This is a genomic window from Streptomyces sp. NBC_01298, from assembly GCF_035978755.1.
Classification (GTDB): Bacteria; Actinomycetota; Actinomycetes; order Streptomycetales; family Streptomycetaceae; genus Streptomyces.
Genome location: NZ_CP108414.1, coordinates 2,920,745 through 2,943,296, shown reverse-complemented (window position 1 = coordinate 2,943,296; position 22,552 = coordinate 2,920,745). Strand labels below are relative to the sequence as shown.

Sequence of the window (22,552 nt, the reverse complement as noted above, 5' to 3'; positions counted from 1 at the left end):
GAAGGCGAACGGATGCGTGGCGTGCGGCCGTACGAGCGGGCGCGCGCCGGGCGCGGCCGGCGGTGGCACCGGGTGGGCCACGGCCGGTACCCGGTCCCCGTGAGGCCGGTACAAGGCTGGTGGCGGGCCCACGACCTGTCGGATCATCGGACGGGCGGCCGGGGGGCCTGGTCCAAACTCACCCGTTCGGCGGATACCGTACTGATGAGGATGGCTGGGTCGTATTCGGGCAACCGCCGCCGACCGCTGCCCCTGGGCGCCTCCCGCGTCCTACTGTTGAGGGGTGCGCCTGTCGTGCACGGCTGCTTGACGCGCTTCCGGCCGTGATGGCACGGCATCGGGGCCATCGCGTGGCATCGGCATCGCCGGCTGTGAGAGGGACGGGCATGAAACCCACCGAAAGCGCCGACCCGTCACCAGATTTCGGCGGGGAGTTCCCGTCCATGCGGACGGGCCGGCTCGGTGTCCTGGGCACCAGGACACCGCGATCGCGACCGCTCGACACCGGCGTGGGCGCGGGCCGGGCGGATCGCGGCGCCGTGCTGCCCTTCGCCATCGTCGGTCTCGCCGCCGTCGTGCTCGGCGTCGGCATCGTCACCGCACTGACCAGCCGTCACGCCCTGTTCCCCGGCGGCCCGGTCGGCTGGGCGCTCGCCCTGCTCACCGGCATCATCGTCGGCCACCTCGTCGCCCTCGGCCGCGACCGCTGGTGGGGCGGCACCGGATCGGGCGCGGCCCTCACCCTCGGCGTCCTCATCCTCTACGGATGGGTCCCTGCCGGCCTGGTCTCCCTCGCCGTGGTCTCCCTCGTGGGCGCCGCCCGCAGGCACCGCTGGCGCCAGGGCCTCCTGCACGGAGCCACCGACGTCCTCGGCATCGGCGCGGGCGCCCTCGTCCTCGCCGCGTTCGGCGAGTCGCCCTCCGTGGAGTCCCCGTGGCGGCCCACCGGCTGGGAGCTCGACGCGGTACCCGAGGTCATCCTGGTCGCCGTCGCCTACCTGCTCGTCACCCGCGTCCTGCTGTGGCTCGCCCTCGCCCCGAGCGGCGGGGGACTGCCCACGGTCGCCCGTACCGCGCTGCTGCGCCAGGCACTGGTCGCCGTGGCGCTCCTCGGCATCGCCCCGCTGATCTGCGTGGTCGCAGAATCGCAGCCGGTGCTGCTGCCGCTGTTCGCCGTACCGCTGATCGCCCTGGACTCCACCCTGTGGATCGCCCGCGCCCGCGCCGAGGAGCAGCTGCGGGACCCGCTCACCGGACTGCCGAACCGCCAGTGGCTGCTGGAGCGCGCCTGGAGCGCCCTCGACCAGGCCGAACGTTCCGGCAACCGTGCGGCGCTGGTCCTGATCGACCTGGACCGCTTCCGCGCAGTCAACGACACCCTCGGCCACCTCGCCGGCGACCGCCTGCTCCTGCAGATAGCGGACCGGCTGCGCCAGGCACTGCCCCCGGACGCCGAGGCGGCCCGCCTGGGCGGCGACGAGTTCGCCGTCCTCCTGCCCATCGCCGACTCCACCACCAGCGCCCAGCGGATCGCCCGCAACCTCGTCGCCGAACTCAGCTCCCCCCTCGACCTGGACGGCCTCACCCTGGTCCTGGAGGCCAGCGCCGGCCTCGCCGTCTTCCCCGACCACGCGCTGGACGCGGAGGGGCTGCTGCGCCGCGCCGACGTCGCCATGTACCAGGCGAAGCGGGACCGGACCGGGGTCGAGGTCTACGAGTCCAAGCGCGACAGCAACACCCCCGACCGGCTCGGCCTGCTGGGCGACCTGCGCCGGGCGCTGGACGCGGGCGATGTGGAACTGCACTATCAGCCGAAGGTCTGCTTCGACGGCAAGGTGGCCGGGCTCGAAGCACTGGTGCGCTGGGTGCACCCGGAGCGCGGGCGGGTCCCCCCGGACGAGTTCATCGCGATCGCCGAGACCTCCGGGCTGATGCCGCACCTGACGGAGTACGTACTGGAGACCGCGCTCGCGCAGGTCGCCCGGTGGCGGGCCCAGGGCCTCAAGGTCCCGGTCGCCGTCAACGTGTCGCCGCGCGACGTCCACACCCCCGGCTTCGCCGGCGCGGTGGCCGCGCGCCTCGCCCGGCACGGGGTCCCGGCGAGCGGGCTCCAGCTGGAAATAACGGAACACGTCCTGCTGGAGGACCCGCAGCGGGCCGCCGACACCATGGCCGGACTGACCGGCCACGGCGTGAAGATGTCCCTGGACGACTTCGGCACGGGCTACTCCTCCCTCGTCCACCTGCGGCGGCTGCCCGTCAGCGAGCTGAAGATCGACCGCTCGTTCGTGGCGCGGCTCGCCGTGGACGCCCAGGACGCGGAGATCGTCCGCTGCACCGTCGACCTCGCCCACTCGCTCGGCCTGCTGGTCGTCGCGGAGGGCGTCGAGGACGACGAGACGTGGGAGCGGCTCCGGGACCTGGGCTGCGACGCCGTCCAGGGCTGGCTGGTCGCCGCCGCGATGCCTCCGCAGGAGGCGACGGCCTGGCTGCTGGCCCGCGGCGAGCGCGGCTGGCGGCGGCCGGCGGACATCACGGCGGAGCTGGCCGCGGAGGCGGCGTCCGCCGCGGCGGCGCAGACCCCGTGAGGGCCGTGCGGTACGTGGAGGCCCCGGCGGTGCACCGGCCCGCGCCGGGGGATCCGCCGTCCGTCTTCCTGGCGGGCGGGATCACGCACTGCCCGCGCTGGCAGCCGGAGGCGGCGCGGGAGCTGGCCGACTTCGTCGTGCTCAACCCGCGGCGGGCGGACTTCGACGTGTCCGACCCCTCGCAGACGGACGTCCAGATCGCCTGGGAGTACGCGCACCTGCTGCGGGCGGACCTCACCCTCTTCTGGTTCCCCGCATGCGATGCGTCCCTCACGGTCCAGCCGATCACCCTGTACGAACTCGGCGCGGCCGCGGCCACCCCGGGCCGCCGCCTGGTCGTCGGCGCCGACCCCGGCTACCCGCGACGCGCGGACGTGATCACGCAGCTGTCCCTCTCGAGGCCGGACCTCACGGTCCACTCCACCCTCCCCGAAACGCTGACCGCGGCCCGCGCCGAGCTGACCGCCGTCGCCTGACGCCTGCCCTGCGGGGCTGTCCCCTACCCGCCCTTCCACCGTTCCCCGGGCGCCGCCCGGACCCGAGCAAATCCAGCCCCGCCGGCGTTTGAGGCGCGGGGTTCGGGGCGGAGCCCCAGGGGGTCCGGGCGCAGCCCGGGGAACGGGCGAAGGGCGGGTAGGGGACTTCGCCCGCGTAGCGGCAAGGGTCGCAGCGGGGAACTTCGCCCCGCGCGGCGGGACACCCGCAGCGGGCTGCGTAGACGCCGCCGCGGGCGGCCCCGCCGCGGAGCGGAATCCGCCCGCGTGGGGGCTTCGTACCGCCCCGGGGGGAAACCGGGGCGCCGGGCATGGGCGGGGCCCCATAGGATTGGGGCCGAAACCTACACACCCGAACCCCCAGAGGATCGCTGCATGCCTGGCATCACGCGCGAGGAGGTCGCCCACCTCGCTCGGCTGGCACGTCTGGAGCTGAAGAGCGAAGAGCTCGACCACTTCGCTGGACAGCTCGACGACATCATCGGCGCGGTCGCCCGCGTTTCCGAGGTCGCCGACCAAGACGTCCCGCCGACCTCCCACCCGCTGCCGCTGACGAACGTCATGCGCGCGGACGAGGTCCGTCCGTCGCTCACCCCCGAGCAGGCGCTTTCCGGCGCTCCCGCCCAGGAGCAGCAGCGTTTCAAGGTGCCGCAGATCCTGGGGGAGGACTAATCACCATGGCTGACATCAACAGCACCATCGACATCATCCGGCTCACGGCCGCCCAGACCGCCGAGAAGATCGCCTCCGGCGAGCTCACGGCCGTCGAGGTCACCGAGGCCCACCTGGCCCGTATCGGGGCGACCGACGAGAAGGTCAACGCCTTCCTGCACGTCGACCGCGAGGGCGCCCTCGCCCAGGCCGCCGCCGTCGACGCCAAGCGCGGGCGCGGCGAGAAGCTCGGCCCGCTGGCCGGCGTACCGCTCGCCCTCAAGGACATCTTCACCACCGTCGGGATCCCGACGACCGTGGGTTCGAAGATCCTCGAAGGCTGGATCCCGCCGTACGACGCCACCCTGACGCGCAAGCTGAAGGAAGCCGACGTCGTCATCCTCGGCAAGACCAACATGGACGAGTTCGCCATGGGGTCCTCCACCGAGAACAGCGCCTACGGGCCCACCGGCAACCCCTGGGACCTCACCCGCGTCCCCGGCGGCTCCGGCGGCGGCTCCGCTGCCGCGCTGGCCGCCTTCCAGGCGCCGCTGGCCATCGGCACGGACACCGGCGGTTCCATCCGCCAGCCCGCCGCCCTCACCGGCACCGTCGGCGTGAAGCCCACCTACGGCGGCGTCTCCCGCTACGGCATGGTGGCCTTCTCCTCCTCCCTCGACCAGGGCGGCCCCTGCGCCCGTACGGTCCTGGACGCGGCCCTCCTCCACGAGGTCATCGCCGGCCACGACCCGATGGACTCCACGTCCATCGACGCCCCGGTCCCGCCGGTCGTCGAGGCGGCCCTGAGCGGCTCCGTCGCCGGCATGCGCGTCGGTGTCGTCAAGCAGTTCGCCGGCGAGGGCTACCAGGCCGGCGTCGTCCAGCGGTTCAACGAGTCCGTCGCCCTCCTGGGCGAGCTCGGCGCCGAGATCGTGGAGCTGGACTGCCCGTCCTTCGACCTCGCGATGGCCGCGTACTACCTCATCGCGCCGTCCGAGTGCTCCTCGAACCTGGCCCGCTTCGACGCCATGCGCTACGGCCTGCGCGTCGGCGACGACGGCACCAAGTCCGCCGAGGACGTCACCGCGCTGACCCGCGAAGCCGGTTTCGGCGACGAGGTCAAGCGCCGCATCATCCTCGGTACCTACGCGCTCAGCTCCGGCTACTACGACGCGTACTACGGCTCCGCCCAGAAGGTCCGCACGCTCATCACGCGGGACTTCGAGAAGGCCTTCGAGCAGGTCGACGTGATCGTCTCCCCGACCACGCCCACCACCGCCTTCGCGATCGGTGAGCGCACCGACGACCCGCTGGCGATGTACCTCGCCGACCTGTGCACCATCCCGACCAACCTGGCCGGCAACTCCGCCATGTCGCTGCCCTGCGGCCTGGCTCCGGAGGACGGTCTCCCGGTCGGGCTCCAGATCATCGCCCCGGCGATGAAGGACGACCGGCTGTACAAGGTCGGTGCCGCCGTCGAGGCCGCCTTCGTCGAGCGCTGGGGTCACCCGCTGCTTGAGGAGGCTCCGTCGCTGTGAGTTCCCATACGAACGCGCTGTCCAAGGCCAAGGGCTTCAGGAAGTCCAAGTCCGGTACGTACCTGTCGATCGGCACCACCGCCTTCGGTGCCCTCAGCGTGGTCAAGCAGGCCAAGAAGGCCCGCACCGAGCACGACACGCTGAAGCTGATCGACGCCGTCGTGTCCGCCGCCGCCATCGTCACCGGCCTCGCGATCCTGTACCGCGAGCTGAAGCGTCTCGGCGACGACGACGTCCTGCTGGGCTGAGAGGGAATTTCCACTGTGACTGCCATTGAACTGCTGTCGTACGAGGACGCCCTCGCGTCGTACGACCCCGTCATGGGCCTCGAGGTCCATGTCGAGCTCGGCACGAAGACCAAGATGTTCTGCGGCTGCTCGACCGAGCTGGGCGCCGAGCCCAACTCGCAGACCTGCCCGGTCTGTCTCGGCCTGCCCGGCGCGCTGCCGGTCGTCAACGAGATCGGCATCGAGTCGGCCATCAAGATCGGTCTCGCGCTGAACTGCGAGATCGCCGAGTGGTGCCGCTTCGCCCGGAAGAACTACTTCTACCCGGACATGCCGAAGAACTTCCAGACCTCCCAGTACGACGAGCCGATCGCCTTCAACGGCTTCCTCGACGTGCAGCTGGAGGACGGCGAGATCTTCCGCGTGGAGATCGAGCGCGCCCACATGGAGGAGGACACCGGCAAGTCGCTGCACGTCGGCGGCGCCACCGGTCGCATCCACGGCGCGTCCCACTCGCTGCTGGACTACAACCGCGCCGGCATTCCCCTCATCGAGATCGTCACCAAGCCGATCGAGGGCGCCGGCGAGCGCGCCCCCGAGGTGGCCAAGGCGTACGTCGCCGAGCTGCGCGAGGTCATCAAGGCGCTCGGCGTCTCCGAGGCCCGCATGGACAAGGGCCAGATGCGCTGCGACGTCAACCTGTCGCTGCGCACCAGCCCCGAGGTGCCCATGGGCACCCGCAGCGAGACGAAGAACGTCAACTCGCTGCGTTCCGTCGAGCGCGCCGCCCGCTTCGAGATCCAGCGCCACGCGGCGGTGCTCTCCTCCGGCGGCTCGATCGTGCAGGAGACCCGGCACTTCCACGAGGAGGACGGCTCCACCACGGCCGGCCGCATCAAGGACAACGCCGAGGACTACCGGTACTTCCCGGAGCCCGACCTGGTCCCGATCGCCCCGGCCCGCACCTGGGTCGAGGAGCTGCGCTCCGGTCTCCCGGAGATGCCGCGCGCGCGCCGCAACCGCCTCCTCCAGGAGTGGGGCGTCACCGAGCACGACATGCAGTCGATCCTCAACGCGGGCGCGGTGGACTCCATCGTCGCCACGATCGAGGCCGGCGCCGACTCGACCGCCGCCCGCAAGTGGTGGATGGGCGAGCTGGCGCGCAACGCCAACGAGCAGGGCGTCGTCGTCGACGAGCTGCCCATCACCCCCGTCCAGGTCGCGCGCGTCGCGGCCCTGGTGGCGGCCGGCGAGCTCAACGACAAGCTGGCCCGCCAGGTCCTCGAAGGCGTCCTCGCCGGCGAGGGCACCCCGGACGAGGTCGTCGAGAAGCGCGGCCTGAAGGTCGTCTCGGACGAGGGCGCGCTCGGCGCGGCCGTGGACGAGGCCATCGCGGGCAACGCGGGCATCGCCGACAAGATCCGCGGCGGCAAGGTCGCCGCGGTCGGCGCACTGGTCGGAGCGGTCATGAAGACCACCCGCGGCCAGGCGGACGCCGCCCGCGTCAAGGAGCTCATCCTGGAGCGCCTGGGCGTCTCCGAGTAGTTCCCCGTACGGACGTACGCACGCGGCGGCCCCGCACCGGTTCTCCGGTGCGGGGCCGCCGCGCGTACGCGGTCCGTGGTGCGTCAGCGCTTGAGCTGGGGGGCGGCGATGACGACCGTGCCGTTGTCGCAGCCCTTGTCCACCTTGATGCGCAGCCGCAGGGCGCCGCTCACGTCCACCGTGCGGGTGATCGGCTTGCCCAGTTCCACGAGTTCGGAGAAGGCGGCGGGCTGGCCGTCGAGCGAGATGGTCACCCGCCCCTTCTCGTTCGTCGAGCCGTCGTCGATCCCCGCGGTGAACTCCAGCGTCTTCCATGCCCGGTTGAGGTCGAACTCGGTCTGGGCGTCGAAGTTGCAGCTGCTCTGCTGGATGAACGCGGCCCCGTACTGCGTGGTGTTGATCTTGGCGGGTCCGACGTCGAATCCGCCCAGGTCGTCGTTGACCGGGCCCATGACGGTGAGGTCGGCCGCCTTGACGTCCGGCGCGATCCCCGACGGGGGCGAGCCGGTCCCCGTCGGCTGGGTGGCGGGGGAGTCGGACTCGGACGCCGACGGACTGGGCGAGGGCGAGGGCGCGGGTGTCGGACTCTCGGGTACGGAGGGGGAGGAGGCGGCCTTGTCCCCGCCGCCGGCCGTGTTCGAGCCGTCGGAGTCCTCCTTGTCCCCGAGCAGCTTGACGCCGGCCACCGCGCCGCCGGCGACGAGCAGGACGGCCAGCACCACCCCGAGCACCAGCCCGGTACGCCGCTTGCGCTTGCGCGGGGGTGGCGCGGGGACCGGCTCCGCGGAGGAGACGGTCACGGGAGCCGCCGGACCGTACCCCGGCGGCACGCTCGCCTGTACGGGCGGCGGGGCGTACACCGGCTCGGTGGGCGAGGGGGTGTACGCGGGCTGGGTGGGCGGTGGCGTGTACTCCGGCTGCGCCGGGGGATTCGCCGGGGGATTCGCGGGCACGGCCGGGGCCGCCGCCGCGGCCACCGGCGGCTGCGAGGGCTGCTGGGGCGGGGCCACGGGCCTAGGCGGCGCCGCCGGAGGAGTCACCGGGGGCGCCGGCACCGCGTCCCGCACCACTCGCTGAGAGGTGGAGCTGGTCGTGGACACCACCGCGCGGCGGATGTCCTTCATCCAGCCCGCCAGGTTCAGCGGACGCTTCAGCGGATCGGCGGCGTAGATGGAGGCGATCCGCGCCCGCTGCTCCGCGTCCAGTACCGCGAACTGCGGCAGCCGTACGAGGGCCCCCGCCAGCAGCTCGGGCGTAGAGGGCGGGGACTCCCCGCTGAGCAGGAAGTACGCGATGGCCCCGAAGGCGTACCGGTCCGCGCCCGGGGTGCGCTTGCCCTCGAAGACCTCCGGCGCCGCGTAGCCCTGGGTGAACCACACCTCCGCCGTCTGGTGGTCGGCGGTCAGCTTGCTGAGGCCGAAGTCCACCAGGGTGGCCTGCCCGTGCGCGTCGACCATGACATTGCCGGGCGACAGGTCGCCGTGGATCACCTGGCGCCCGGAGGGGGTGGCCTTCCCCGAGTGGAGCCAGTCCAGTACGTCGGCCAACTGCTCCAGCGTGCGCATCACTTCGCGCCGCTCGGCGGCCGTGGCGAGGGTCCGCTCGGCCCGCCAGTCGCGCAGGTCGAGTCCGTCGACGTGGTTCATGACCAGGACCAGGGCCCGCCCGGTCAGCGTCGAGGACTCCCCGGGCCGGTGGATCGGCGGCCCCTCGAAATGCTCCCGCACGCCCACGACGCCCGGCCGGTGGACGAAGCGCAGCAGTTCCGCCTGCTCGTTCCACTTCTGGCTGATCCGGTCGAAGACGTCCGGGGTGATCGTGGTCTTGGAGTCGAGCACCTTCACGACGACGGGCTCGGATCCTCCCGCGAGCTCGATCTCCGCGAGATAGAGCACGGCCTCCCCGCCGCGCCCGATGGCCCGGAGCAAGCGGTAGCGGTCCGCTGCCGCGTCCGGGCCGATGTGCAGATTCTGGCTGGTCAATTTCCCCCCAGCGCCGAGTGTTTGAGTGGGGATCAGCTTCCCGTGCGGTGGTTGGCGGGGTCAATGGGAATCGGCCCGCACACCCCTTTTTGGGGGTCAACGGGCAGGGGTCGGGCAGACTGGGCGCGGGGCAGGTCAACTGGGGCGGATTGCGTCGGACTGAGGCGGGGGAACGGTGGAGATCGGTGCGATGGTGATCGCCGTGGCGGGCGTCGCGGGCACGTTGGGCGCCGCACTGCTCACCCAGCGCGGCGCGGCGCGCGGGAAGGCCCGGGAGATCGAACTCGTGCGCAGGCACGAAGTGGCGCGCGAGAACCTGCAGTTGCGGCGCACCTGCTACGCGGACCTCAACCGGGAGGCCCGGCAGTTCACCACGGCCCTCAACCAGCATCTGCACACCCTGCGGGAACGCCGGGTCGAGGACGCCGACCGGGTCGCGCTCGACGCGGCGAAGGACGCCTTCCGCGACCGCTACTCCGAGGCGCAGATGGTCGCGCCCGACCCCGTCCTCACCCTCGCGGCGGTGGTCCACCATGCCCTGACGGCGGTCTACGGGCAGGTGAAGCGCCTGGAGCGGGGCGCCCCCGACCCGGGTGAGTCGATGGAGGCCGCGGGCGAAGCCCAACAAGGCGTCTGGGAACCGCTCCGGGTGATGCGGGCGGCGATGCGGGCCGACCTCGGGGTGTCGGGCGGGGAGTCGGCGACGGCGGCGCCGCCCGCGCGAAGGACGTAACGGCTCCGCCCCGCTCGACGGGCGGCCGAATTCTGTAGCGATCGATAGTTTAATCGGGTACGGTTCTTTCTGTATCGACCGCTACGGAACTAGGGGGATCCCTCATGGGTGCCGCACTGACCAGCAGTTATGCCCGCACCGTCCGCAAGGAGAGCGGTGGCCCCGGACTGCTCCTCGCCCATGGCGGAGGCGGTTCGGTCGAGTCGAACTTCGGTCCGATCCTCGATGCCCTCGCCGAGGAGTACACCGTCGTCGGTGTCGACTACCCGGGCACGGGAGACACCCCGCGCGCCTCGGGGCCGCTCGAACTGGACGCACTCGCAGACCAGTTGGTCGCCGCCGCCGATGCCGAGGGGCTGGAGCGGTTCGCCGTGCTCGGCTACTCCCTCGGCGGGAACGTCGCCGTGCGCATCGCCGCCCGGTACCCGGAGCGGGTCACCGCGCTCGTGCTCACCGCCACCTTCGCGCGGGCCGGCCGGTGGCTCGGCAGCATCACCGACCTCTGGTCGGAGCTGGCCCGGCGCGGGGAGGACGAGCTGCTCGCGCGGCTCCTCGTGCCGCTCACGCTCAGCCCGCAGGCCCTGGAGGGGCTCACCGGCCAGCAACTGGAGGCGGCCGTCCTGGCGACCGCCGCCGCTTTCCCGCCCGGCGGCGGGGACCACGCCGCCCTGGTGAAGGGGGCCGACCTGCGCGCCGACCTCGCGCGGGTGGGCGTACCCGCGCTCGTGATCGCGACCACCGCCGACCGCCTCGTACCGGTGGAACTCCAGCGGGCGGTGGCGGACGCGCTGCCCGGCGCGCGGTGGGCGGAACTGCCCACCGGGCACCTCCCGTTCGTGGAACGCCCGCAGGAGTGGGCCGACCTGGTCACCGGATTCCTGGCGGAGCTCCCGGACCTTCCGGAGCTCCCGGCGCATCGGGGGTGAGCGGGCGGGTGTCCGCCGAAGTCCGTGGTGGGGCGGTCACGCGCCCGTGGCTCCGTCGACGGCCTCGCGGAGGAAGTCCGCGTGGCCGTTGTGGCGGGCGTACTCGTGGATCATGTGCAGCATGAGCAGGCGCAGCGAGGCGTCCTCCTCCCACTTCTCGACGCGCACCGTCACCTCCAGGGACTCGGCGGCCTCCTCCACCGCGCGGGAGTGCTCGACCTCCGCACGCCAGGCCGCGAAGGCCTCGGCGCGGGTCGAGCCGGAGGCGTCGTAGGCGGCCTGGAAATCGTGGGTGTCCGACCACAGGTGGGGGACGTCCGCCCCGCCGAAGGTGCGCCGGAACCAGTGCCGCTCCACCTCCGCCATGTGGCGGACCAGCCCGAGCAGCGACAGCGTGGAGGGCGGGGACGCCTGGCGGCGCAGCTCCTCGTCGGTGAGGCCCTCGCACTTCCAGGCGAGGGTGGCCCGGTGGAAATCGAGGTACGCGCGGAGCGTCTCGCGCTCGCTCCCGGTGAGGGGAGGGGCGGTGCGGTGGGCGGATTCTGTGGCAGTCATGGCTGAGATCTTGCCCCGTTGGTCCCGGGGGGTGGAAGGGCGTTCGCCCCTACCGTGTTCCGTTTTTTGTTCCTAAATTGAACATATGCCGCCAAGCCGTACCCACATCACCCATATCTCCCACCTGAAGGCCCTCGGCCCCGTGCTGCTCATCGGCATCGGAGCGGGCGTCGGAGCCGTGCTCTTCCGGTGGATGGTGATCGGGGCGACGGAACTGCTCTCCGGCCACGCCGACTACGCGGGCGCCGGCCACGCGGCCAACCCCGGCGCTCGCTTCCTCGGCCCGTACTTCGTGCTGCTCGCCCCCGTCGTCGCCGGCCTCGTCTACGGCCCGCTCGTCCACCGCTACGCCCGCGAGGCCCGCGGGCACGGGGTCCCCGAAGTCATGCTGGCCGTCGCCCACAACGGCGGGCGGATCAAGGGCCGCGTCGCCGCCGTCAAATCCCTCGCCTCCGCCCTCTGCATCGGCGGCGGCGGCTCCGTCGGCCGCGAGGGCCCCATCGTCCAGATCGGCGCCGCACTCGGCTCCACCCTCGGACGCCTGCTGAAGTCCGACGAGGAGCACACCACACTGCTCCTCGCCTGCGGCGCGGCCGGCGGCATCGCGGCCACCTTCAACGCACCGCTCGCGGGCGTCGTATTCGCCATGGAGCTCATCCTCCGCCGCTGGACCTCCCGCACCTTCGGGTACCTCGCCCTCGCCTCCGTCACGGCCTGCGCCATCGCCCGCGCGGTCTTCGGCGACCGGCCGTTCCTGGTCCTGGAAGCGATGCACGTGGACCACCCCGGGCAGTACCTGCTCTTCGCCGCCCTCGGAATCCTCGCCGGCACCGTCGGAATCGGCTTCACGCGCTTCCTGTACGTGGCCGAGGACCTGTGCGACCGGCTGTGGCGCGGCCCGGAATGGCTGCGCCCGGCGGTGGGCGGGCTGCTGCTCGGCCTGATCCTGCTGGCGCTGCCCCAGATGTACGGAGTCGGCTACCCCGTCCTGGAGGGCGCGGTCCACGGGAAGTACGCCCTGGGCCTGCTGCTGCTCCTGATGCTGGGCAAGATCCTGGCGACGAGCACCACGATGGGCATCGGCGGCTCGGGCGGGGTCTTCGCCCCGTCCCTCTTCATCGGAGCCACCCTCGGCGCGGCGTTCGGCCTGGTGACCTCCCCGGCGGACGTGCCCGCCTTCGCGCTGGTCGGCATGGCGGCGGTGTTCGCGGGCAGCGCACGGGCCCCGATCACGGCGGTGGCCATCATGGTGGAACTCACCGGCGAGTACGGCCTGATCGCCCCCTTCATGCTGGCGGTGGCCCTGGCGACGGGCGTGAGCCGCCTGCTCAGCAGGGACACGGTGTACACGCTGAAGCTGACGCGCAGGGGGATCGACCTGGCGGCGTAAAGGGGACAGGGGGCCCGGATCCGGTGGGCTACGCTGTCCGGCTATGAATACCGGGACGGCCTCGCGCCACACACGGATCGGTGACCCGGGGCTCTTCTGAGCGCCGTACGGGCCGGTTCGGGCCCGCTGTCGGATCGGAGTTCTCGCGCTGCCGCGCGGGCTCCGCCTTCGTCGTGTTGATCACAGGTTCTGTACATCAACCACGACAGGAGCATTCATGCGCACCGAGACACTGCGGATTCCCACCCCGGACGGCCAGGCCGACGCCTTCGCCGCCTTCCCCGACCACAGCGAGCGGCACCCAGGGGTGCTGATGTACGCGGACGGCTTCGGCATCCGGCCCGTGGTGCGGGCGATGGCCCGCGAACTGGCCGGGCACGGCTACTACGTGCTCGTCCCCAATTCCTTCTACCGGCACGGTCCGGCACCGGTGCTCGAGCTTCCCGAGCACATCGGAGAAGAGGTCCGACCGGCGGTCTTCGGCCAGTTGATGCCCCTGATCGAGGCGCACACCGCCGAGCGTGTCCTGAGCGACGCCGACGCCTACCTCGGCTTCCTCGCCACCCGGCCCGAGGTCGGCGCCGGACCGGTCGCGGTGACCGGCTACTGCATAGGCGGCCTCTATGCGATGCGTACCGCCGCGGCCCACCCAAACCAGGTGGCGGCCGTCGCCGCGTTCCACGGCCCCGTGGGTGTCGACGGGGCCGACCTCTTCTCCAAGCTCACCGCCCAGGTCCACCTCGGCCACGCCGAAGGCGATATGACACCCGCGGCCCTCGGCGAGCTCAACCAGGCCCTGGACGCGGCAGGCGTCGGCCACACCTCCGAGATCTACCCCGGCACCATCCACAGCTTCACCATGTCCGACACCGACGCTTTCAGCGCCTCCGGGCTGAAGCGCCACTGGGATCGACTGCTCCCCCTCCTGGACCGCACCCTGGCCGACAGCTGAGGCTCCAGCCCGCACACCAGGGCTGAAGCGGCGGCCGGCCCTACTCCTTCCCCTCCCAGATCCAGGGCACCGTCACTCCCAGGACGCCGAAGCCCAGCCGTTCCAGGATCGGGCGGCTGTCCTGCGAGGCGTCGACCTGGAGGTAGCGGATGCCCCGGTCCGCCGCCACGCGGGCGCGGTGGGCCACCAGGAGGCGGTAGATGCCGCGGCCCCGCCATTCCGGGACCGTGCCGCCGCCCCACAGGCCGGCGAAGGGGCTCCCCGGGCGCATCTCCATCCGGGCCGCGCTCACCGGGGTGTCGCCCGCCATCGCGACGACGGCTTCGATCGTATCCGGCTCGTCCCTGAGCAGGTTCAGCATCAGGTCCCTGATGCGCGGGCGGTCCGAGCCGAAGGCCCGGCGGTGGGCCTCCAGCATCAGGTCCACGCCGGCCTCGTCGGTCACCACCCGCAGCGCGATCCCTTCCGGCGGCTCCACCGACAGGGCGGCGAGATCCGCCACCCGAGCCACCAGCACGGTTTCCTCGGGCTCCGCCACGAAGCCGGCCGCGCGCAGCCGGTCCCCGAGGTCCGCGGGGCGGTCGTGGCCGTACAGCTTCCACTCGAACTCCGCCGACGGGACCTCGCCCCGGGCGGCCAGCGCGGTGAAGAACGCCACCTGCTCCGAGATCGCCGCATCCGCCGTGTGCTCGTCGAGGTCCGACCAGAGCACCATGCTCCCGCCGGGGCCGGGCGCGATCTGCCGTACGACCGGGCCCGCCCGCTCCACGCGCGCGTCACTGGTGTCCGGCCGGGCGTCCCGGCGCACCACGGAGTCGAACTCGGCGCGCACTTCTCGCAAGTCCTCTGGATCCATCGTCATCCGGCCAGCTCACCAGCCGCCGACGGGTCCGACAACTGCATTAACCTCACCCCCGTGAGCGACCCCAGGCACCCGACGCACCCCGCGGACCCCACCCGCCCCACCCGCCCCGCCCACCCCACCGTCTACACCGGCAAGGCCGCCCCCGACGCCGCCGTCGACCGGGGCTGGCTGCTGGGGCACTTCAGGGAGCCCGGCGATCCCCGCCACAGCGAGGACGTGGAGATCAAGTGGGGCGTCCACCCCCGGGGCGAGGAGCGGGCGAGCTGGGTGCGCGGGGAGTCCCGTACGGCGTTGCAGGTACTGATCAGCGGCCGGTTCCGGCTGGAGTTCCCCGGCCGGAGCGTCGTACTGGCCGAACAGGGGGACTACGTCGTGTGGGGACGCGGAGTCGACCACTCCTGGTACGCGGAGGAGGACTCGGTGGTGCTCACCGTGCGCTGGCCCTCGCTGCCGGGCTACCGCACCGACGAGGAGCCCGCCCGCGACCCGGACGACAGGTCCGCGGGCCACCCGGACGACAGGTCCGCAGACCACCCCGACGACCAGTCCGGCCGGACCTCCGCTCCGAACCCCGTGTGACCATGGTCCCGGACCTGCCCGAAGGCCTGTGACCCTGCCCACGATGGCCGCCAACGATCACACGACGCTGCGATCGTGAAGGTGTAGACCAGCGTTCAGTTTCAGTGTTCACGCGTTCTTTCCGACGGGCCGTTCCCCGGTAAGGATCCGAACCACCAGGGAGCCCGTCCGTTGTCAGCCCTCGCACGCTGGTGCATGCGGCACCGACTCGCCGCCGTCCTGCTCTGGCTCCTCGCCTTCGGCGCGGCCGCCGCCGCCGCGGTCGGCGCCGGGACGGCCTTCTCCAACGACTACGAGGTCCCCGGCACCGAGTCCGCCAAGGCGCACGCCCTGCTGCGGGAGGGCTTCCCCGGGCAGGGCGGCGACGCCGACACCATCGTGTGGCGGACCCCGGAGGGGCAGAGCGTACGGACGCCGGCCGTGCGGGAGCGCATGGCGCGGGCCCTGGACTCCATAGCCGGGCTGCCCGGTGTCGGATCGGTCGCCGGCCCCTATGGTCCCGGCGGCGACAGCGCGGCCCGGATCAGCCCCGACGGCCGTACCGCCTACGCCGTGGTCACCTTCGACCGGCAGGCCGACTCGGTGCCCAAGGGCGAGGCGAAGGCCGTCGTCGACGCCGCGCGGAACCCGGCCACACAGGCCGACGGACTCCGGGTCGAGCTCGGCGGGCGCGCCATCGGCCTCACCGAAGCCCCCTCCGCGCACCTCGCCGAGGTCATCGGCGTGGCCATCGCCGCGGTGGTGCTGTTCCTGGCCTTCGGTTCCCTGGCCGCCAGCCTGTTGCCCATCGCGACCGCCCTGGTCAGCGTGGGCACCTCCTACTTCGGCATCACCCTCCTCGGCCACGCGATGCCGGTCGCCGACTTCGCCCCGATGCTCGGCACCCTCGTGGGCCTCGGGGTGGGCATCGACTACGCGCTGTTCATCGTCACCCGCCACCGCAAGGGCCTCAAGCGCGGGCTCCCGGTCGCGGAAGCCGCCGAGAGCGCCGTCGCCACCACCGGCCGGGCCGTGGTCTTCGCAGGGGCCACCGTCTGCATCGCGCTGCTCGGCATGCTGGTGCTCCGGCTGAACTTCCTGGACGGCGTCGCCATCGCCGCCTCCCTCACCGTGGTGCTGACCGTCGCCGCCTCGGTGACCCTGCTGCCCGCGCTCCTCTCTTACATCGGCATGCGCGCGCTGTCCCGCCGCGAGCGGCGCAAGCTCGCCGCCGAGGGCCCGCGGCCCGACACGGTCACCGGCTTCGCCGCCCGCTGGTCGGCCTTCGTCGAGCGGCACCCGAAGCTGCTCGGCCTGGTGGCCGCGGCGGTCATGGTGGTGCTGGCGCTGCCCACGCTCTCCCTCCACCTCGGCACCTCCGACCAGGGCAACAACCCGGCCACCTCCACCACCCGCAAGGCCTACGACCTGCTCGCGGAGGGCTTCGGCCCGGGGATGAACGGCCCGCTGACCGTGGTCGCCCGCCTCGGCGGGCCCGGCGACCGGGTCGCGGTGGAGGCGCTGACCGAGTCGCTCCGTACGACCAGAGGCGTGGCAGCCGCCGGACCGGCCGTCTTCAACCGCGGCGGCGACACCGCCGTCGTCACCGTCGTACCGGACTCCTCCCCGCAGTCCCGGGCCACGAGCGAGCTGGTCGACAGGCTGCGGGAGGACGTCATCCCGCGCGCCGGCCAGGACGGCGCCCTCCAGGTCCACGTCGGCGGCGTGACCGCCGGCTACGACGACTTCGCCGAGGTCATCGTCGGCAAACTGCCGCTCTTCGTCGGCGTGGTCATCGCCCTCGGCTGCGTGCTCCTGCTGCTGGCCTTCCGCTCCATCGGCATCCCGGTCAAGGCCGCCGCCATGAACGTCGCCGCCGTCGCCTCCTCCTTCGGAGTCGTCGTCGCGATCTTCCAGTGGGGCTGGGGCAGCGAACCGCTCGGGCTGGGCAGCGCAGGGCCGATCGAGCCCTTCCTTCCGGTGATCATGGTCTCGGTGCTCTTCGGGCTGTCGATGGACTACCAGGTCTTCCTCGTCAGCCGGATGTACGAGGAGTGGCTGGAGACGGGGGACAACAGGCGGGCGGTGCGCGTCGGCCTCGCCGAGACCAGCCGGGTGATCAACTCGGCGGCCGTCATCATGATCTCCGTCTTTCTGGCCTTCGTGCTCAGCGGAGACCGGCTCATCGCCATGTTCGGCATCGCGCTCGCCGCGGCCGTCGCCCTCGACGCCTTCGTCCTGCGGACCCTCCTCGTACCGGCCCTGATGCACCTGCTCGGCGGAGCCAACTGGTGGCTGCCTGCCTGGCTGGACCGCCGGCTCCCGAAGATCAGCATCGAGCCCCCCGAGCGCCGTCCGCATGCGAAACTTCCCCTGCAACGGCCCGGCGCGGACCCCGCCACGAGCGAGGAAGCGGCCGAGCCCGCGACCAGCTCCCGGTGATCCGGCCATCCGCCGCTCGATATCCAAGGAAGAACGCGCATGTTCTCGATAGACCTCGCCGACGACGCCCAGCTGTTCCCGCTGGAAGCCCGGCACGCGGAGGAGTTCTTCGCCCACATCGAACGCGGACGCGAGTTCATCGGCCAGTACGTCGGCTTCCCCGACCGGTCCGCCGACCTGGAGTCCGCCCGGGCCCTGCTGGCCAAGTACGCGCTCACGGCGGGGGAGGACGGCGCGCGGTTCTTCGGGATCCGCGTCGAAGGCACCCTCGTGGGCGGGGTGCTCTTCCCGGCGTTCGACGCGGGCACGGGCAACTGTGAGATCGGCTGCTGGCTGGAGCCCGCCGCGGCCGGCCGCGGCCTGGTGACCAAGGCCTGCCGGGTCCTGATCGACTACGCCTTCGGCGAGCGCGGCATGCACCGCGTCGAATGGCACGCAGCCTCCGGCAACAAGAAGAGCCTGGCCGTGGCCGAGCGCCTCGGCATGACCCGTGAGGGCGTCCTGCGCCAGAACCACCTGCACCGGGGCGTCCGCCAGGACACCGAGGTCTGGGCGCTCCTCGCCCACGAGTGGTCCGCGGCCCGCTCCGCGTAGGCAGCCCCGGCGCAGGCACCCCCGGCGCCCGTGCGCCGCCGCCCCGCCCCGAGTCCGTCGCGGGGCCGGGGCGCGGCGCCGCACGCCGCCCGGCCGGATTCTCAGGAACCTCTCAGAAAAGCCGCCTACGGTGCCCCGCATGGACACCACCAAGACCCCCGCCCCGACCGCTCCCGAGGCGGACTCCCCGGCCGACCTGAAGAAGGCCGCCACCGAGGAGACGACCGCCCCGGCCGCCGCGGACATCACCACCACCGACGAGGCCCAGGTCGAGGACCCCACCTCGGACCTCACCGCGGAGGACGGTGAGTTCGACGAGCTCGACGCCGCGGCCGAGGAGCAGCAGAGCAGTGGTGTCGCCTCCGGTGCCTCCGCGATCGTCGCCGCCGGTCTCGGCCTGATCGCCCTCAGCGGCAGCTGGACCTCCCGCGTCATAGCCGAGCGCGAGACCCTCAAGGGCCAGATCAGCTCCGCCAACGCCACCACCACCGAGGCCAAGATCGAGGCGCTGTACGGCAACGCCTGGCACATGACCGCCCTGGCCAACGGCGTCCTGTCGACGATCGCGCTGCTCATCGCCGTCTTCGTGCTGGCCCGTCCGGCCTTCGGCGCCCCCGGCCGCACCCTCCCCGCCTGGGTCCGCTCCGTCTCCTGGGCCGCCGTCGTCGTCGCCGCCATCGGCGTCGTCGCCTTCGCGTTCATGTATCTCCTCGCCCTCCCGACGGCCCCCGCCGTCTAGGCCGTCCACCGCCTCCGGGCGGTCCGCCTAGGCCGTTCGCACCTGCCCGGCGGCTCGTCTAGGTACTGCCTTAGGCCACCTCAGGGACCACCAATCCCGGCCTAAGGACCCCCGGCTCGTACAGATGCGGCATGCTCCCGATGTGCCGGCACCCCCTGGGGCGCGAATCTTGGATCACACCGAACGAGGTGTCCGAGAAACGCGAACCAGGGAGCACGAGATGTTCGAGTACGAGATCGCCACCGCCCGCCGCGCCGACCTCATCCGCGAGGCCGACGCCTACCGTCTGGTCCGGGAAGCGAAGAAGGCCCGCCGCTTCTCCCGGAGCCAGGAACCGGTGGGGTCGGTGAGAGGGCAGCGCGGCCGGTTCACCCGCGCCGCGTAACCCGCGGCACGAGACCGTCCGAACCGGCACGTGATGAGAAGCGCACCGATATCCAGTGCCGATGAGCAGGGCCTCTGTGCGATGCTCGGCGGCGTGGAGACCCGATCTGTCAGCCCGGTGTTCGTCGGCCGAGCCGACGAACTGGCCGTACTCACCGACGCCCTGACGCGCGCAGCCGGCCAAGAGCCGCAGGCGCTGCTCATAGGCGGCGAGGCCGGGGTCGGCAAGACCCGCCTCACCGAGGAGTTCCTCTCCGAGGCCGACCGCCGCGGCGCGGTCGTGGCCGTCGGAGGCTGTGTGGAGATCGGGGCGGAGGGACTTCCCTTCGCCCCGTTTTCGACCGCGCTGCGCACCCTGCACCGCCTGCTCCCCGACGAACTGGCCGCCGCCGCCGTCGGCCAGGAGGACGAGCTCGCGCGCATCCTCCCCGAACTGGGCGAGACCCCGCGCGGCCCCCACGACGAGGAGAGCACCGCCCGGCTCTTCGAGCTGACGGCCCGGATGCTGGAACGGCTCGCCGCCGACCGCACCGTCGTCCTCGTCCTGGAAGACCTGCACTGGGCGGACACCTCCACCCGGCACCTGCTCTCCTACCTCTTCCGCGCGCTCGGCAGCGGCCGGCTCGTCGTGGTCGCCACCTACCGCGCCGACGACGTCCACCGCCGCCACCCGCTGCGCCCGCTCCTCGCGGAGCTCGACCGGCTGCGCACCGTCCAGCGCATCGAGCTGTCCCGCTTCAACCGGGCCGAAGTCCGCCGCCAGCTCGCCGGGATCCTCGCCTCGCAGCCTGACGAGGAGTTCGTCGAGTCGGTCTTCGCCCGCTCCGACGGCAACGCCTTCTTCGTCGAGGAACTCGTCGCCTCCCGCGCCAGCGGCTGCGTCACCGGCCTCACCGAATCCCTGCGCGACCTGCTCCTGGTCCGCGTCGAAGTCCTCCCGGACGCCGCGCAGCGCGTCGTGCGCATCGTCGCCGAGGGCGGCTCCACGGTGGAGTACCCCCTGCTGCGCGCCGTCACCCGGCTCACCGAGGACGAACTGATCGAGGCCCTGCGCTCGGCGGTCGGCGCCAACATCCTCCTCGCCACCTCCGACGGCGACGGCTACCGCTTCCGCCACTCCCTGGTCCGCGAGGCGGTCTCCGACGACCTGCTGCCCGGCGAGCGGGCCCGCGTCAACCGCCGCTACGCCGAGGAGCTCGAACAGGACGACTCCCTGATCCGCGCGGAGGAACGGGTCATCCGCCTCGCCACCTACTGGTACTACGCCAACGACGCGGTCAAGGCGCTGCCCGCCGTGCTCGCGGCCTCGGTGGCCGCCCGGCGCCGGCACGCCTACTCCGAGCAACTGCGCCTGCTGGAGCGGGCCATGGAACTGTGGGAGGCCGTACCGGAGGAGGTGCGCGCCGAACTGCGCCCGGCGGACTACACCGAGGTCTACCCGCCCTGCGGCTGCGACCCGGCGACCACCCCGCTGCAACGCCTCGACCTGCTGGCCGAAGCCACCGTCGCGGCCCGCTTCGGCGGCGAGCGCGAACGCGCCCTGAAGCTGACCAAGACGGCCCTGCGGCTGCTGGAGGACGGGCACGACCCGCTGCGCGCCGCCTGGTTCTGGACCGAACGCTCCCGGATGATCGCCAGCCTCGCCCGCGGCGACGGCTGGGAGGAGCTGGCCCGGGCGCAGGAGCTCGTCCGCGGGCTGCCCCCGTCCCAGGTGCACGCCGACGTCCTGGTCCGGGCCGCGAGCTGGGGCATGCTCCACAAGCCGGGGCCCGACAACCTGGTCGCCGCCGAACGCGCCGTGGAGTACGCGCGGATGGTCGGCGCCGAGGACACCGAACTCAACGCCCGGATCACCGTCGGCAGCCTGCTCGTCGACGCCGGGGACGCCGAGCGCGGACTCGCCGAGATGTACGCGGTCAAGAACCGGGCCGCCGGACTCGGACTCGCCATGCTGGTGGCACGCGCGCACGTGAACCTCACCTCTCATCTGGAAAGCCTGGGCCGGTCCCGCGAAGCCGTGGAACTGGCCGAAGAAGGCGCCGAGCTGGTCAAGAACTCCCATCTGATGGACTCCGAGGCCTACATCCGGGGCAACATGGCGGAGAGCCTGTACAGCCTGGGCCGGTGGGAGGAGGCCGCGACGCAGGCCCGGCGCACCCTGACCCTCGTCAGCAGCGCCGCCCCGCGCGCCGCCGCCGTCGTACGGCTGTCCTACCTGGCCCTGGCCCGCGGCGAACTCGCCGAGGCCGCCGGCCAGCTCACCGCCGCCCGCACCCACTTCGGATCCCACGACGGCCAGCCCCAGCACCGGATCCCGCTGTTCCGCCTCGCGATCGGAGTGGCCGCGGCAGAGGGCCGGATCGCCGACGTCCGCAGCGAGGTGGCCGCCGTCATCGAGCACGGCTTCCCGCTCGGCATCCACCGCTATGCCTGGCCGCTGCTGCTCGCCGCCGCCTCGGCCGAAGCCGAGGCCCGCGGCCTGCCGGCCGCCGAGGCGGGCCGGGAGGAGGCGCTGACGGTGCTGCGCACCGCGGCCCGGCGCCTGGCCACACCGGTCCCGGTGTGGAACGCCCACTCCGAGTACCTCAGGGCCGAGCTGCTGCGCGCCGAGGCCCGGGACACCGTCGCGGACTGGACGGGCGTGGAAGCGGCCGTACGCCCCCTGGAGCGCCCCTACCTGCTCGCCAGGGCCCAGTACCGGCTCGTGGAGGCCCTGCTGGCGGCCGGCGGGGACCGTGAGGCCGCCGCCGCTCTGCTCCAGGAGGCCTACGCCACCGCCGAGCAGCTCGGTGCCCGCAGGATCCGCGAGGACCTGGCCCTGCTCGCACGGCGCGCCCGGCTCCCGCTCACCCCCGTGGACGCCGCCGCCCGGGCCCTGCTCGCTCCGGGCGCGGACCCGGTCGAGGCGCTGGGCCTGACCAGCCGCGAACGGGACGTGCTGCGCCTGGTCGCGGCCGGCCACACCAACCGCCAGATCGCCGAGGAGCTCTTCATCTCGCCGAAGACGGCCAGCGTGCACGTCTCGAACATCCTGGCAAAGCTCGGTGTGGCGAGCCGCGGCGAAGCCGCCGCGCTGGCCCACCGGCTACGGCTCTTCGGCCACGTGACCCAGCAGCCGGCCGGGACCCGGTGAAGGACACGCCCCCGGCCCCGCAGGACAGCTAAGCCGCCGGGTCCTCCTTGGCCCGTATGAGCACCTTGCCGGAGTCCAGGTCTATCGGACCCTTTCCCGGGTCGCCGTCATTCACGTCGATCCGGGAGAGCTCCAGCCGCTTCCTCTCCTCGTCCGTGTGCTTGCGGCCCGGACTGAACAGCTCCTCGATCATGTTGAACATCGCGTCCACCGTGCCTTTCGTTCCCCCGTCGGGGCCCGGCCCGTCGACCGCCGG

The 22,552-nt window shown here is 72.6% G+C and carries 19 protein-coding genes and 1 pseudogene; 16 read left to right on the top strand and 4 right to left on the bottom strand.

Going from position 1 to position 22,552, the window contains the following annotated elements; all coding sequences use genetic code 11:
* The first annotated feature begins 386 nt into the window (after positions 1-386).
* The 6 genes from OG730_RS13120 (at position 387) to gatB (ending at position 7,043) form a co-directional block, all read left to right on the top strand.
* Positions 387-2,588: a putative bifunctional diguanylate cyclase/phosphodiesterase gene (locus OG730_RS13120; RefSeq protein WP_327304405.1), complete on the top strand. Its 2,202-nt coding sequence runs from the start codon at positions 387-389 to the stop codon at positions 2,586-2,588.
* A gap of 5 nt (positions 2,589-2,593) precedes the next feature.
* Positions 2,594-3,064, top strand: a complete 471-nt coding sequence (locus tag OG730_RS13115) for a nucleoside 2-deoxyribosyltransferase domain-containing protein (protein WP_327304404.1) — start codon at positions 2,594-2,596, stop codon at positions 3,062-3,064.
* Positions 3,065-3,457: 393 nt separating this feature from the next.
* The gene (gene gatC, locus OG730_RS13110; protein ID WP_007266718.1) at positions 3,458-3,754 is read left to right on the top strand and encodes an Asp-tRNA(Asn)/Glu-tRNA(Gln) amidotransferase subunit GatC; all 297 of its coding nucleotides are present in this window, start codon (positions 3,458-3,460) and stop codon (positions 3,752-3,754) included.
* 5 nt (positions 3,755-3,759) lie between these two features.
* The gene (gene gatA / locus OG730_RS13105; RefSeq protein ID WP_327304403.1) at positions 3,760-5,271 is read left to right on the top strand and encodes an Asp-tRNA(Asn)/Glu-tRNA(Gln) amidotransferase subunit GatA; all 1,512 of its coding nucleotides are present in this window, start codon (positions 3,760-3,762) and stop codon (positions 5,269-5,271) included.
* Positions 5,268-5,519, top strand: coding sequence for a hypothetical protein (locus OG730_RS13100; RefSeq protein ID WP_327304402.1), 252 nt, complete (start codon positions 5,268-5,270; stop codon positions 5,517-5,519). Before gatA ends, OG730_RS13100 begins: the two co-directional genes overlap by 4 nt.
* Before the next feature lie 15 nt (positions 5,520-5,534).
* On the top strand, positions 5,535-7,043 hold the full coding sequence (gatB, locus tag OG730_RS13095) for an Asp-tRNA(Asn)/Glu-tRNA(Gln) amidotransferase subunit GatB (RefSeq protein WP_327304401.1): 1,509 nt from the start codon (positions 5,535-5,537) through the stop codon (positions 7,041-7,043).
* Positions 7,044-7,126: 83 nt separating this feature from the next.
* Here gatB and OG730_RS13090 read toward each other — a convergent pair whose 3' ends face one another.
* Positions 7,127-9,025, bottom strand: coding sequence for a protein kinase domain-containing protein (locus tag OG730_RS13090; protein ID WP_327304400.1), 1,899 nt, complete (start codon positions 9,023-9,025; stop codon positions 7,127-7,129).
* A 175-nt stretch (positions 9,026-9,200) separates the two neighbouring features.
* On the opposite strand from OG730_RS13090, the gene OG730_RS13085 reads away from it, so the two are divergent.
* Both OG730_RS13085 and OG730_RS13080 read left to right on the top strand, forming a co-directional pair.
* A complete protein-coding gene (locus OG730_RS13085) occupies positions 9,201-9,758 on the top strand; it encodes a hypothetical protein (RefSeq protein ID WP_327304399.1) in 558 nt (185 codons plus the stop codon).
* A 104-nt stretch (positions 9,759-9,862) separates the two neighbouring features.
* Positions 9,863-10,684 carry an alpha/beta fold hydrolase gene (locus OG730_RS13080; RefSeq protein ID WP_327304398.1) on the top strand — a complete coding sequence of 274 codons (822 nt, stop codon included), beginning with the start codon at positions 9,863-9,865 and terminating at the stop codon, positions 10,682-10,684.
* 36 nt (positions 10,685-10,720) lie between these two features.
* On the opposite strand, the gene OG730_RS13075 is transcribed toward OG730_RS13080, so the two are convergent.
* Positions 10,721-11,239 (bottom strand): DinB family protein, encoded by a 519-nt coding sequence (locus OG730_RS13075; RefSeq protein ID WP_327304397.1) that lies wholly within the window; start codon positions 11,237-11,239, stop codon positions 10,721-10,723.
* A gap of 85 nt (positions 11,240-11,324) precedes the next feature.
* On the opposite strand from OG730_RS13075, the pseudogene OG730_RS13070 reads away from it, so the two are divergent.
* Together OG730_RS13070 and OG730_RS13065 are read left to right on the top strand one after the other, a co-directional pair.
* A pseudogene (locus OG730_RS13070) lies at positions 11,325-12,620 on the top strand (chloride channel protein); the annotation flags it as partial.
* 226 nt (positions 12,621-12,846) lie between these two features.
* Positions 12,847-13,581 (top strand): dienelactone hydrolase family protein, encoded by a 735-nt coding sequence (locus OG730_RS13065; protein WP_327304396.1) that lies wholly within the window; start codon positions 12,847-12,849, stop codon positions 13,579-13,581.
* Positions 13,582-13,621: 40 nt separating this feature from the next.
* Here the strand turns inward: OG730_RS13065 and OG730_RS13060 are convergent, their stop codons facing one another.
* A complete protein-coding gene (locus OG730_RS13060) occupies positions 13,622-14,443 on the bottom strand; it encodes a GNAT family N-acetyltransferase (protein ID WP_442814896.1) in 822 nt (273 codons plus the stop codon).
* Positions 14,444-14,614: 171 nt separating this feature from the next.
* On the opposite strand from OG730_RS13060, the gene OG730_RS13055 reads away from it, so the two are divergent.
* From OG730_RS13055 to OG730_RS13030, 6 genes are all read left to right on the top strand, one after another.
* The gene (locus OG730_RS13055) at positions 14,615-15,025 is read left to right on the top strand and encodes a cupin domain-containing protein (protein ID WP_327309242.1); all 411 of its coding nucleotides are present in this window, start codon (positions 14,615-14,617) and stop codon (positions 15,023-15,025) included.
* A 171-nt stretch (positions 15,026-15,196) separates the two neighbouring features.
* Positions 15,197-17,446 carry an MMPL family transporter gene (locus OG730_RS13050; RefSeq protein ID WP_327304395.1) on the top strand — a complete coding sequence of 750 codons (2,250 nt, stop codon included), beginning with the start codon at positions 15,197-15,199 and terminating at the stop codon, positions 17,444-17,446.
* Positions 17,447-17,485: 39 nt separating this feature from the next.
* Positions 17,486-18,040 (top strand): GNAT family N-acetyltransferase, encoded by a 555-nt coding sequence (locus OG730_RS13045; protein ID WP_327304394.1) that lies wholly within the window; start codon positions 17,486-17,488, stop codon positions 18,038-18,040.
* A gap of 139 nt (positions 18,041-18,179) precedes the next feature.
* On the top strand, positions 18,180-18,779 hold the full coding sequence (locus OG730_RS13040) for a hypothetical protein (protein ID WP_327304393.1): 600 nt from the start codon (positions 18,180-18,182) through the stop codon (positions 18,777-18,779).
* A 220-nt stretch (positions 18,780-18,999) separates the two neighbouring features.
* Positions 19,000-19,164 (top strand): hypothetical protein, encoded by a 165-nt coding sequence (locus tag OG730_RS13035; protein WP_327304392.1) that lies wholly within the window; start codon positions 19,000-19,002, stop codon positions 19,162-19,164.
* Between the two features lie 81 nt (positions 19,165-19,245).
* Complete coding sequence (locus OG730_RS13030) at positions 19,246-22,296, top strand: helix-turn-helix transcriptional regulator (protein WP_327309241.1); 3,051 nt, start codon at positions 19,246-19,248, stop codon at positions 22,294-22,296.
* A gap of 28 nt (positions 22,297-22,324) precedes the next feature.
* Here OG730_RS13030 and OG730_RS13025 read toward each other — a convergent pair whose 3' ends face one another.
* The gene (locus OG730_RS13025; RefSeq protein ID WP_327304391.1) at positions 22,325-22,498 is read right to left on the bottom strand and encodes a DUF6191 domain-containing protein; all 174 of its coding nucleotides are present in this window, start codon (positions 22,496-22,498) and stop codon (positions 22,325-22,327) included.
* Positions 22,499-22,552 lie beyond the last annotated feature (54 nt).

Bases quoted from the DNA above. Each gene is read 5' to 3' on its own strand.
- gatC (WP_007266718.1), top strand. From the start codon at position 3,458: ATGCCTGGCATCACGCGCGAGGAGGTCGCCCACCTCGCTCGGCTGGCA.
- OG730_RS13060 (WP_442814896.1), bottom strand. From the start codon at position 14,443: ATGACGATGGATCCAGAGGACTTGCGAGAAGTGCGCGCCGAGTTCGAC.
- OG730_RS13080 (WP_327304398.1), top strand. From the start codon at position 9,863: ATGGGTGCCGCACTGACCAGCAGTTATGCCCGCACCGTCCGCAAGGAG.
- OG730_RS13040 (WP_327304393.1), top strand. From the start codon at position 18,180: ATGGACACCACCAAGACCCCCGCCCCGACCGCTCCCGAGGCGGACTCC.
- OG730_RS13120 (WP_327304405.1), top strand. From the start codon at position 387: ATGAAACCCACCGAAAGCGCCGACCCGTCACCAGATTTCGGCGGGGAG.
- OG730_RS13045 (WP_327304394.1), top strand. From the start codon at position 17,486: ATGTTCTCGATAGACCTCGCCGACGACGCCCAGCTGTTCCCGCTGGAA.
- gatA (WP_327304403.1), top strand. From the start codon at position 3,760: ATGGCTGACATCAACAGCACCATCGACATCATCCGGCTCACGGCCGCC.
- OG730_RS13035 (WP_327304392.1), top strand. From the start codon at position 19,000: ATGTTCGAGTACGAGATCGCCACCGCCCGCCGCGCCGACCTCATCCGC.
- OG730_RS13065 (WP_327304396.1), top strand. From the start codon at position 12,847: ATGCGCACCGAGACACTGCGGATTCCCACCCCGGACGGCCAGGCCGAC.
- OG730_RS13025 (WP_327304391.1), bottom strand. From the start codon at position 22,498: ATGTTCAACATGATCGAGGAGCTGTTCAGTCCGGGCCGCAAGCACACG.
- OG730_RS13075 (WP_327304397.1), bottom strand. From the start codon at position 11,239: ATGACTGCCACAGAATCCGCCCACCGCACCGCCCCTCCCCTCACCGGG.
- OG730_RS13030 (WP_327309241.1), top strand. From the start codon at position 19,246: ATGCTCGGCGGCGTGGAGACCCGATCTGTCAGCCCGGTGTTCGTCGGC.